At 64.4% G+C, this 11,206-nt stretch carries 13 protein-coding genes; 6 read left to right on the top strand and 7 right to left on the bottom strand.

Translation table 11 applies throughout. The features are described from left to right. The first annotated feature begins 132 nt into the window (after window positions 1-132). The 4 genes from GY937_17025 to GY937_17010 are packed head-to-tail and all read left to right on the top strand — an operon-like array spanning window position 133 to window position 3,406. A complete protein-coding gene (locus tag GY937_17025) occupies window positions 133-1,101 on the top strand; it encodes a thiamine pyrophosphate-dependent dehydrogenase E1 component subunit alpha (GenBank protein MCP5058408.1) in 969 nt (322 codons plus the stop codon). A 2-nt stretch (window positions 1,102-1,103) separates the two neighbouring features. Further along, window positions 1,104-2,111: an alpha-ketoacid dehydrogenase subunit beta gene (locus tag GY937_17020; protein ID MCP5058407.1), complete on the top strand. Its 1,008-nt coding sequence runs from the start codon at window positions 1,104-1,106 to the stop codon at window positions 2,109-2,111. A gap of 6 nt (window positions 2,112-2,117) precedes the next feature. Beyond that, window positions 2,118-2,876, top strand: coding sequence for an alpha/beta fold hydrolase (locus tag GY937_17015; GenBank protein MCP5058406.1), 759 nt, complete (start codon window positions 2,118-2,120; stop codon window positions 2,874-2,876). Next, complete coding sequence (locus tag GY937_17010; protein MCP5058405.1) at window positions 2,828-3,406, top strand: alpha/beta fold hydrolase; 579 nt, start codon at window positions 2,828-2,830, stop codon at window positions 3,404-3,406. The genes GY937_17015 and GY937_17010 overlap by 49 nt, the downstream gene beginning before the upstream one ends. Window positions 3,407-3,469: 63 nt before the next feature. Here GY937_17010 and GY937_17005 read toward each other — a convergent pair whose 3' ends face one another. Then, a complete protein-coding gene (locus tag GY937_17005; protein MCP5058404.1) occupies window positions 3,470-4,360 on the bottom strand; it encodes a ferritin-like domain-containing protein in 891 nt (296 codons plus the stop codon). A gap of 221 nt (window positions 4,361-4,581) precedes the next feature. Here GY937_17005 and GY937_17000 point away from each other — a divergent pair, with 221 nt between their 5' ends. Then, window positions 4,582-5,172 (top strand): DUF2889 domain-containing protein, encoded by a 591-nt coding sequence (locus tag GY937_17000; GenBank protein MCP5058403.1) that lies wholly within the window; start codon window positions 4,582-4,584, stop codon window positions 5,170-5,172. A gap of 25 nt (window positions 5,173-5,197) precedes the next feature. Here GY937_17000 and GY937_16995 read toward each other — a convergent pair whose 3' ends face one another. The 6 genes from GY937_16995 to GY937_16970 form a co-directional block, all read right to left on the bottom strand. Beyond that, window positions 5,198-6,097, bottom strand: coding sequence for an acyl-CoA desaturase (locus tag GY937_16995; GenBank protein MCP5058402.1), 900 nt, complete (start codon window positions 6,095-6,097; stop codon window positions 5,198-5,200). A gap of 127 nt (window positions 6,098-6,224) precedes the next feature. Next, on the bottom strand, window positions 6,225-7,727 hold the full coding sequence (locus tag GY937_16990) for a hypothetical protein (protein MCP5058401.1): 1,503 nt from the start codon (window positions 7,725-7,727) through the stop codon (window positions 6,225-6,227). Window positions 7,728-7,731: 4 nt separating this feature from the next. Then, complete coding sequence (locus tag GY937_16985; protein MCP5058400.1) at window positions 7,732-8,370, bottom strand: TetR/AcrR family transcriptional regulator; 639 nt, start codon at window positions 8,368-8,370, stop codon at window positions 7,732-7,734. Window positions 8,371-8,513: 143 nt separating this feature from the next. Beyond that, window positions 8,514-8,897, bottom strand: coding sequence for a diacylglycerol kinase family protein (locus GY937_16980; protein MCP5058399.1), 384 nt, complete (start codon window positions 8,895-8,897; stop codon window positions 8,514-8,516). Continuing rightward, on the bottom strand, window positions 8,894-9,520 hold the full coding sequence (locus tag GY937_16975) for a molybdenum cofactor guanylyltransferase (protein ID MCP5058398.1): 627 nt from the start codon (window positions 9,518-9,520) through the stop codon (window positions 8,894-8,896). The genes GY937_16980 and GY937_16975 overlap by 4 nt, the downstream gene beginning before the upstream one ends. Continuing rightward, window positions 9,517-10,770: a molybdopterin molybdotransferase MoeA gene (locus GY937_16970; protein MCP5058397.1), complete on the bottom strand. Its 1,254-nt coding sequence runs from the start codon at window positions 10,768-10,770 to the stop codon at window positions 9,517-9,519. Before GY937_16970 ends, GY937_16975 begins: the two co-directional genes overlap by 4 nt. A 152-nt stretch (window positions 10,771-10,922) precedes the next feature. Here GY937_16970 and GY937_16965 point away from each other — a divergent pair. After that, window positions 10,923-11,206 (top strand): hypothetical protein (locus GY937_16965; GenBank protein ID MCP5058396.1); only part of this gene is annotated, 284 nt, incomplete at its 3' end.

Raw genomic sequence — 11,206 nt, 5'->3', positions numbered from 1 at the left:
GTTTACAGTTGACTTGTTGAAAGGGGGCAAAGCCCCCTTTCAACAAGTCAATTGTAAACCCCGTCCCCACTGGTTGACTTATTGCGTAGATTCCCGTTGGACAGATGGCTCGCGGCCTACGAGGAGGCTCCGATGGATTTTTCATACGATGACCTGATCCAGGTCTACCGCCGGATGCGAACGATCCGACGCTTCGAGGACAAACTCCAGGAGCTGGTCGCCGCCGGCAAGCTGCGCGGCTTCCTGCATCTCTACAGCGGCGAGGAGGCGATCGCCGTCGGAGTCTGCACACACCTCTCGGACGACGACCCGGTCGGCTCGACCCACCGAGGCCACGGCCATTGCATCGCGAAGGGCGTGGACGTTGCGGCGATGGTTGCCGAGCTCTTCGGCCGGGCAACCGGCACCAACAAAGGCAAGGGCGGATCGATGCATATCGCTGACATGGACAGGGGCATGCTAGGCGCGAACGGAATCGTGGGTGGCGGTATTCCGCTTGCGACCGGCGCCGCGCTCAGTGCCCAGGTGCGTGGGACGAAGAACGTCGCCGTCGCCTTCTTCGGTGACGGCGCCACGAACCAGGGCCAGTTCCATGAATCGCTCACCATGGCTTCCAACTGGAAGCTCCCCGTTCTCTACGTCTGCGAGAACAACGGATTCGGTGAGTTCACACCGACCGAGTTCGCCGTTCCGGTGAAGGACATCGCCACGCGTGCCGCCTCCTACGACATGCGCGCGGTGGTTGCTGATGGAATGGACTTCTTCGACGTCTTCGAAAAGGCGGGAGAAGCCATCGAGGCGGCACGGGCCGGTGAGGGCCCCACACTTCTCGAATGCAAGACGTATCGCTTCTGTGGCCACTACGTCGGCGACCCGACGCCCTACCGGAGCAAGGAGGAGGCCGAGGATTGGATCCAGAATCGCGACCCCCTCGACATCTTCGAACGCAAGGCCATGGAGACGGGCCTGCTCGTCGGAGACAATCTGCGAAAGGTCGATCTCCAGATCGATGAACTGCTGCGAGAAGCGGTCGAGAAAGCCGAGCAGGCGCCCCTCCCGAAGCCCGAGGACGTCCTGACGGACGTTTACGTGAGGTACTAGACATGGCACGTGAACTCGGCACCGGCGCAGCCATCAACGAAGCCATCGCCATCGCCATGCGAGGTGATCCGAACGTCATCCTGATGGGCGAGGACGTAGCTGGGGGTGGAAATCGATCGACGGAGGGAGCCGAGGAAATGGGGGGCGTCCTTGGCATCACACGAGGCCTGGTCGGGGAGTTCGGGATGAATCGGGTGCGCGACACACCGATCGCCGAAATGGGCCTGCTCGGAACTGCCGTGGGGGCCGCCGCAACGGGCCTGCGGCCCATCGCCGAGCTGATGTTCATGGATTTCATCGGCACCTGTCTCGACCCCCTCCTCAATCAGGCCTCGAAACTCCGCTACATGTTCGGCGGAAAGGTGAAGGTGCCGCTCACCATTCGCACCGTGTGTGGTGCGGGGATGCAGGCTGCCGCCCAGCATTCCCAATCCCTGTACTGGATGACGACGGGGATCCCCGGCCTCAAGACGGTGATCCCGTCTTCACCTGCCGAGGCCAAGGGCCTGCTGCTCGCCTCGATCCGGGACGATGATCCCGTGATCTTCTGCGAGGCCAAGGGGATCCTGAACCAGATCGGTGAGGTGCCCGAGGGCGACTACGAAATCCCGATCGGCCAGGCCAATGTGATTCGCGAGGGCAGCGACGTTTCGCTCGTCGCCTTCGGTGCGACGGTTCAGCTTGCAGTCCAGGCAGCGACGGCCCTCGAAGAGGCAGGGACGAGCGCCGAGATCGTCGACCTTCGCTCGCTCTCACCCCTGGACGAAGAGACGATCCTCACATCGCTGGAGAAGACGGGGCGTATGGTCGTCATCGACGAGTCCACGCCCCGTTGCTCGATCGCACGGGACATCGCGGCCCTATGCGTCGACAAGGGTTTCGACTTCCTGAATGCGCCCGTGAAATGTGTCACTGCGCCGCACACACCAGTCCCGTTCAGCACCGTGCTAGAGCAGGCGTTCATGCCCTCTGCCCAGGACGTGCTCGACGCCGTCGGCGAGATGGGCTGAAGCCGGGTGGCGACCGCGATCACGATGCCCACCCTCGGCATGACCATGGAAGAGGGGACGGTCGTTGCGTGGCCGAGTTCCGTCGGCTCGGCCATCGAAAAGGGCGAACTCGTCCTGGTGATCGAGTCCGAGAAGAACGAGGTCGAGATCGAGGCGCCAACCACGGGGTTCCTGCGCCACGTCTACGTGCAAGAAGGCGAGACGGTTCCGTGCGGCACACTTCTCGGAGCCATTACCGAGGCCGTCGACGAGGACTTCGATGCCGAAGCCTTCCACGGCGTCGAGAACCGCCCCGAGAACCGGGGCGCGGGAATCCTCGAGGTGAGGGCAACCACAGCGGCGGCGGCGACGCCTACTGCTCCGCCATCCCGCACAAAGAAGCCGGTCGCGCCGGCCGCGCGCGCTGCTGCAAAGAAGCTCGGGATCGATCCCTCGGCCGTCCCCGGTACAGGGCCGAACGGACGAGTTACGAAGCAAGATGTCGAAGCCCATGCGGCGGCAAGGGAAGCGCTCGTCCCGGTCGCCGCCGGTGTCTCTCTCGAGGTGCCAACGATCGGAAGGGGGGATCCGGTCGTGCTCATTCCGGGGCTGGGAACCGACGTCTCTGCGTTCACGCGCTTGATCCCCGCATTGGCGGAACGGTTCCGAGTGCTCGGTGTGAACCCTCGGGGTGTCGGTCTTTCCGACGCGCCGGAGGCGGTGGCCTACCCATCGCGATGCTGGCGACCGATGTGGCTGCGACCTATGAGGGGGCGGCAGATCTGATCGGTGCGAGCCTGGGAGCGGCCGTTGCTCTCGAAGTCGCGCTCACGTGCCCGGAGCGGGTCCGATCGTTGACGCTCGTCACGCCCTTCGCCCTGGCGACGCCGCGGCTTCTCGCCGTTGCGGACGGCTGGCGCCAAGTGGCCGCAGAAGCCCCGCCCGAAACCCTTGCGGCCACGTTGTTGCCCTGGTTCTTCTCCAGCGCCTATCTGGCCGACGAGCGCATCCGCAGCCGCATGCTTCGAGGACTCGCACAGACGCTGGCCCGGGTTCCTGCGGCGACACTCGACCGCATGGCCGCCGGTTTATCGGAGTGGTCGGGAACCCGCGCGGACGATCTCGGCAGCGTCGAGATTCCCACGCTCGTCATCGCGGCGGGAGAGGACCTGTTGGCTCCCGACGGAGAATCGATCGCCCAATCGATACCGGGCGCGACGATCCACGTGGTCGAGGGCGCGGGGCACGCCGTCGCCCTGGAAGCGCCCGGCGCAGTGAACGAAGCCATCACCCAACATCTGCGACAGCGACCGTGATCCCAGGGGACTCCCCACCCCCAAAGAAGGAGGAGGGGAACCCTAGAGATCCGGCGCGTCTACCTACGGTTGGTCCGGCGACTGGTACTCGAGGCCGATCCGGCCAAGGCGCGTCTTGAACTCTCCGAGCACGGTCTTGGTGAGCACGTTCTCGAGGTCTTCCGTGGACGCTTCCGCGAGGTTGACTCCGTGATACTCGGGTGCCGGCCCATCCGCGCCCTCGGGTATTACCTCGCGAACGTGTTCGCGCTGGGCATCGACCGCTCCGTCGCGAAAGCGATCCGCGAAGGTCGCAAGCATGTAGTAGGACATGTCCTTCTGCATCTGCTGCACGTCGCTCTTCCGCTCGGGATGCTCGCGGATCAACGAGCCGATGCGGTTCTCGCCGAATCCCACATGCCTGCGCTCATCGGCGATCGTGCCTGAGAGGACATGCGCGAACTTCGGGTTCCCGCCCTGCATGGACGCATGCAGCATCTCGAAGACGCTGAACGCCATGCCTTCCAGCACGATGTTCTGCCCGACCACGCCCGCCACGAAATCGCCCTTGTCGACCTTCTCGAGCAGAATCTCCGCGAAGCGGACCAGATTGGGATTCGCCAGATCCGCCACGACGCTGTCGAGTTCGCTCTTCTTCACACCAAGATCGAAGAGACGCTGGGAGAAGACCTCCACGTGGCGCGCCTCGTCGAGGGTCTGGGTTGCGAGGAAGCGTTTGCTCGCCTCGTCGGGGGCGGCATTGATCAGGCCCGAGGACGCGGCCAATGCGCATCGCTCACCGGCAACGAGCTGGACGGTGAGCGAGATGGCCTGCTCACGCATCATCGGATCGTCCAAGATGAGCTCCGGCTCCTTCTCGCCGTGCTGGTGGCCGTACTCGGTATCCGTCAGATAGCCCTGGGCACACGACTCGAGCCAGTGCTGAATGGAATAACCCTCGAGGAAGTCCGTCATGATCCGTTTTCTCCTGGTTGCGGGCGGCAGACCGACCGATCGGTCGGGCGGTGATTATACCGCACGATGAGACCAAATCGCACCATCGTCAGCAGGTACGAGTGCCTTTTCTACCCGCCGGAGGAGCCCAATCCGTGGCAGATCGCCTCAGGGGCCTGCACCGCCCGGTGCCGTAGCACCGCGGGTTGACTCCTCCCCCACCGAGGCCCTTTACTCCGCCGATGCCGCAGACCACCCGAGAAGTCCGCTCCCTCTACTCCCGGACCAAGCAGGTCGACATCTTCCCGCTGGGCAGCGATCGATTCCTGATTGCCGCCTTCCTGCAGGACGAGATCCATGACATCCACGCCGAAGTCGAAATCCTGTATCCCAGCCTCGAAATCGTGGCTGCCCGCTCCGAGGTACGAAACGCCCCCTTCACGAATATCTGCGGGATGACGGGGACGAACATGGAGGGGCTCGTCGGGATGCGCGTAGCCCGCGGATTCACCCAGGAAGCGCGAAGCCGCGTGGGAGGTGTCGGCGGCTGCCATCGGATCTCGGAACTGGTCGTCGAGATCGCACAGGCCGCCTATCAGATCCACTTCGTGCGCGCCTTCGCCAAGGCCACGCAGGAGACGCGCGAGCGGGAGGACGATCCGGCAGCGCGCCACGCAATGATCATCGAGAACATCCCCGGCATGCGCGATACCTGCTTCTCCTACGCAGAGGAGAACACGGAACTCGTTCGACGCCGAGGTGACAAGTTGCGGCTCCGAGCCCAGGAAATGCCCACACGCGAAGTCGCCCTGCAAGAAGACGCCAAGCCGTAGCGGCCCCGACCCTCGCCGCGGCTCGCTAGCTCGCGACCGGCTCCTGCAGTACGAGCATCCCGATATCGGGATTGCCGTTCTCGATTCTCTTGGATTCCAAGGCCGCCTGGGGCGGTCGGCGCAGATCCCAGACGAGGCCGAGACGCTTCATGGCCAGGAGGACGTAGTAGGAGATGTCGATTTCCCACCAGTAGAAGCCCATATTGGCGGAGGCCTGGTAGTGGTGGTGATTGTTATGCCATCCCTCACCAAAGGTGATCAGCGCCATGATCAGCGAGTTCCGACTCGTATCGGTCGTCGCGTAGCGGCGTCGCCCGAACAGATGGGTCAGGGAATTGATCGCGAACGTCGCGTGATAGGTCAGCGCGGTCGAGAGAAAGAAGCCGATCCACAGACCGCTCCATCCGCCAACCAGGAAACAGAACGCGCCCAGCAGGATCGGCGGAAGCAGGTGCCACCGGTTCAAGAACACGAGTTCCGGATAGCGTGCGAAATCGGGGATCGCTTCGAAATCGGTTGCCTCGTACTTCGTGCATACGATCCAGCCGACGTGGCTCCACCAGAAGCCCTTCATGGGCGAATGGATGTCTTCGGGCTGATCCGAGAATTGGTGGTGATGCCTGTGATGGGCGGCCCACCAAAGGGCTCCCTTCTGGGCCGCCATCCCGCCTCCGAGCGCGAGGACGAATTGCATCGCCCGACTCGTCTTGAAGGCGCGATGAGAGAAGTAACGGTGGTACCCCGCCGTGATGAAGAACATGCGAATCAAGAACAGGGAGAGGCACAACAGGGCGGCTTGCAAGGAGACGCCCGTCCAGATTGCGGCCAGGGGCAGCAGGTGGATCAGGAAGAATGGAATACTGGAAATCCACTTTACCTGTTCGTCTGCGGTGCGTTCGTACCTGTTCAGGAGCGTCTTCAGCATGGGTCCCCGATTCGATGAAGGGCAACGAGTTGCCCGCTCGGGAATCTGACGTTCTCCAACGCTCGAACAAGAGCCTGCGCCGATTGGCACAGAACTTCGACAATTCAGGGGGGGGGGGAGGGGCGTCCTAGGCCGCTGCAGCCTCGAGGACTTCCACCATCTCGGCTCGGGTGGGCCCCCGGAAGACCGGCTCTCGCTCGTCGCGCTTGTTGTAGACAGCCAGGACGCGCTGGAGCAGGTCTGGATCCTTCATCAGGTCGGCGGGCGGTTCGAGGAGATTGGCGAGCCGCATGAAACGGCGCAGCACGACCATGTCACTGCGCATGGCCGGAACCAACCCATCGCGGATGACCGAACGGATGAATGCCTGGGGGTCCGTGCTGCCGTCGGCCTTCGTCACCTGGAAGGGATCTTCGCCGCGCTGAATCGCCTGTTCCGTCTGGATCGCGCCGCGATCCTGCTGGACCTGCATCTGGTACCAAGGCACGACGATCGTCTCGACCTGCTGATCGATCGAGAGTGAGAGGGCTCGCAGATCGTCCGGAATCTGGCGCAATGTATCCGCGAGCATGGCGGCACCGATCCAAGCGAGCGTGACGCCGCGGCCGGTGATGGGGTTGGCGTGCACTGCGGAATCGCCGATTGCGACCACGCCGAGCGCTACCGGCTCTCCGTCGACGACGAAGCGTCGTATCGTGTTCCTCAGGTTGGTCATCGCATAGACCTTGGAAATGGGCTCGGACATCTTCGGCGATACCCATGCGGCCACACGGGGCACGGCCGCGGCAGCAGCCTCGAAACCGGGACGATGAAGCACCGAGCGAAGCACGTCGTCGTCGGGGGAAACGGCCAGCGTGAGGGAGAACACACGGTCGTCCGCCGGGAAGAGGCCCACCTTCAAGTAGCCCAGATCCTCGCCAATGATCGGGCCTTCGAGCATCGGGGGCTCGACCCCGTCGCGCAGGCGATAGAAGCGGGAGGTGTAGGAAATCCCGCAGGGCTCCGAGGACTCGTCGAAAGGCCGGGCTCCGATCTCTTCGAGCCAGCGCTTCAACTTGGAGCCGCGACCGCTCGCATCGACGACCAGATCTCCCTCCAATGTGCGCGCCTCACCATCGCGATCCGTGTACCGGACCCCCGTGACCAGAGGCAGCCCGGTCTCGGGATCTTTGGCTGCTACGAGCCCGGTCACGCTGGCGCCATCCTGGAAATCCACGAGGCCCGTATCAAGCACGTATCGGCGCAGGACCCACTCGAACGTGATTCGCCGGCAGGAAAGCAGCACGATCTCGTCGTCTCCGCTTTCGAAGGTCGGATCTTCGATCATACGCTGCGCCATCTCCGGGAATGGCAGCTCCTCGGCACCCCGGGCGAGCAGCTCCTCGATCAGGCCGGGTGCACGCTCCTTGATCAGCTTGTGCAAGCGGCCTAGCAACGCGTGGGAGTGCCACACCTGCGGAGAGCCTTTGCGTTCCCACTTCTCGAATGCCTCCGTGTGGCTCTCGGGCATCGGGGAGGGATCTGCCTCGAGGATCGTCACCCGATGGCCTTCGGCGGAGAGCATCAGCCCCACGCCGAGCCCGGTCACGCTGCCTCCGACTACGATGAAATGCTTCGGATCGTCGCTCATGAGGTCAGCTTGCCTCCAGTAGACCATGAAAGATCAGGTCGAAATATTGTTCCCGGATCTGCGCAACGTCGAGTTCTCCCGGTCGGAACACGCCTCCCGAAAGAATCGCGCCCGCGGTAGAGAGCAGCATGGCCGAAACGAGCCGCGGATCGATGCCCTGGCGAAGCTCGCCGCGGGCCTGGCCTTCGCGCACGATCTGCTCCAGAAGATCCGGGAAGTCACGCCCGTGCCGATGCGCCACATCGAGAGCCGACGGGTTCGAGAAGAACTCGCGGATCATTACCTGCAGAACGTCACCGTCGGCCACCAGGCTTTCGATCATGAAATCGACGAGCGCCCGCAACTGCCCCCCCGCGTCGCCCTTCATGTCGGGGTGCCGCGCTTCGAACTCGGCGGCCACCCGATTGCCAAACTCGTACGCGAGCGCGGCCTTCGAGGGGAAGTGGTGGAAGAACGTGCCCCGGGCGACATCGGCCATCTCGCAGATGGCCTCGACCGTCACACCGTCGAAATCGCGCTTGCGGAACAGCGCCATCGCGGCGTCGTAGATCGTCCTGCGCGTCCGCGCCTTCTTCCGCTCGCGTCTCGAACCGCTGTCCGGATCGGGGGCGGTCGTTTCCGGTGCCGTCTCGAAGGCCCTCATGTAACAGGACCGTAGGTCAATATTGACCTTGAGTCTAGATTTTTTCGGTTCCAGCCTCCAGGAATCCCGTTCGGACGGGAAGGCGCTCGCTCACATCCCCAGGGGCTTCGCGAAGACAAGTCCGGCGCGGGGATTCATGCGAATCAAATAGCCAACAGCCGTGCCAGGAGCGGAGGCCCGAGCAACAACAAGCCCACGACGGCCGCCCCGACAGCCGCGATCAATACAGCCGCAGCCGCCGCATCCTTGCAGCGAGCCACAAGGGGGTGCGCATCGGGAGCGACCCGGTCAGCCAGGGCCTCGAGGGCCGTGTTCACCGCCTCGAGGGCCAACACGAGGCTGATCGCCAAGACCAGGGCCGCCCAGTCTCGCGCCGGCAGGCCGAGGAAGAATCCCATCACGACCACCAGGAGAGCGACAGCCACCTGAATTCGCGCGTTGGCCTGGCTGCGGAAGACCTGGATGAGCCCCGTGAATGCGAAGCCAAAGCTCTTGAGGCGACCTTCCAGGGCCGAGCGAGTGTTCATGCCACCGGGCCCTGCGGTCGAGAACATGCATCGCGCAATGCCGCCAACTCCTCGGGCGTGTTCACGTTGGCGAGCGCGGTACCGCTCGCGTCCAGTCGGGAAAGGTGCGCACCCTCCACCCAATTCGACTCGAGTGCGTCGAGGAAGGAGCCCAGGGTGAAGTTGCCTTCCGCGAACGCAGTGGCTGCAGCGGCTCTTGCAGGCTCCCGTCGATAGACGGCGCATAGCGGATGCCGGTGCTCCTTGTTTCGCGGCACCACCGCAGCGGCTTCCGGAAACGCGAGCAGGCCCAGCAGGAGTTCGGGCGTGACGGCAAGGTAGTCCGTAGCGAGCACCAGCACCTTCTCCGTCCGTGCCGCGGAAAGGGCGCCGAGCAACCCGCGCAAGGCGGAGGGCGGCCCTTCTGGATCAGCGACGACGCGCCCAGGCGCGTCCGGCGGTGGCGTTCCCCCGACCAACAAGACCTCTGCACAGAAGCCTTCGAGCAGCCCCGCGAGACGGGTCGCAGCCGCGACGCCTCCAGCATCCAGATGTGCCTTGTCCTGACCCATGCGAGAGGATTCGCCACCTAGCAACACGGCGCCGGTTACGTCCGCGAATCGGTCGGAACCGGGCTCGCTCACACCAGGGGCTCCCGGGTCTGGAAGAAGGTCTCGTCCAACACCTGCACGCGCACCTCGTCTCCGGCCGCCAACGCAGTCGCATCGGCGGGGAATACGAGCAGGCCCTGAGCCAGGGTCATCGAGCGAAGCACCCCGGACCCCTGGTCCCCTGTGCTCGACGCAAGAATCCGGTTGCCGTCGCGCTTCAGGTGCACCCGCATGAAGTGCAGCCGCCCCGGCTTCTTGCTCAGGGGCTCTGCCAGAACCGCCGTGACCACTGGACGGAAGCAGGCCTCGTGTCCTCCCATCCGCATGAGAATCGGCCTGACGAATTGCTCGAACGTCACCATCGCGGATACCGGATTGCCCGGAAGCCCGAAGACCCATGCGCCATGCTCGCCGATCCGCCCGAATGCCAACGGGTAACCGGGCTTCATACGCACGCCCCAGAAGCGCATCTGCGCACCGAGTTCTTCGAGGACGGGACGCACGTAATCGTGGTCGCCGACAGAAACGCCGGCCGAACTCACCAGCAGATCCGCCGAGAGCCCGGCGCGAAAGACACGGGCGAGATCTTCCTTCGTGTCCCGAGCGATGCCGAGGTTCGTCGTGGTCGCCCCAGCGGTTTCGCATTGGGCGGCAAGGGAGTAGGCGTTGCTGGAAACGATGCTCCCCCCCGAAGGATCTCCGTCCGGCTGGATGAGCTCGTCCCCACCCGATGCGATCGCAACACTCGGTCGGCGATGCACGTGGACGAGCGTGCGCCCAACAGAAGCCAGCATGCCGATTTCCGCCGGACCGATGCGAGCGCCCGGCTGAAGAACGAGATCGCCGCGCGTGACATCCCCACCGGCGGTGCGAATATGCTCTCCCCGCGGTGGATCCACGCGGATCGCAACCCGTTCGCCTGCCCGATCCGTATCCTCTTGACGCACGACAGTGTCCGCACCCGATGGAACGGGCGCGCCCGTGAAGATCCGCGCCGCTTCACCGCTTCGGAGAGGACGCTCGCTGCGCCCTCCCGCAGCGACTTCGTACACGACCTTCAGGCCGCGCGGCGTATCCCTCGTAGCCCCGGCCAGGTCCTCTACTCGAACGGCGTAGCCATCCATCGCCGAGCAATCCGCGGGGGGCAGCGTCCGATCGGATTGGACCGATTCCGCCAGGACGCGGCCAAGGGCCGCGGAGGCCGGAACGATTTCCGCCGGAAGCGGCGTTGCGGCCTCCAGGACGATCCGTCGGGCTTCCTCGACCGAGATTCCTGTCTTCATCCCGCGACATTACCTGAGCCTGCCGCTGGATGCGCGGCTCAGCCGGTGGACATCCGCGATTCCATTCCGGTTTTCCCCGTCTGTCGGACGGCTCGACGTCTCGGGCGGTCATCGCTAGCGTGCCTACTTTCTAGGCAGCGCCGAGGATTCCATTGCCCGACGGCAGCTCCGATCTTCAGTGGGCCAGGCCCCTTCGCATCGGTGAGTTCGAGCTTCCGAACCGGCTCGTGCTGGCGCCGATGTCGAGCGTGTCCACGTTCTCCGCTCGCTTGATCGCCCAGACCTCCGGTGCCGGGCTCGTGATGACCGAGACCCTCTCGGCCTGCGCCGTGATGCGCGGCTCGGAACGCCGCCACCTTCGCCGAAGCGCGCTTCACCCTGAAGACCGGCTGGCCGTGCAGCTCTTTGGCGCCAAGGCGAAGACCCTCGCGGATGC

The sequence above is a fragment of the bacterium genome (assembly GCA_024228115.1).
GTDB lineage: Bacteria > Myxococcota_A > UBA9160 > UBA9160 > UBA6930.
This window is presented reverse-complemented; position numbering and strand designations above follow the sequence as displayed.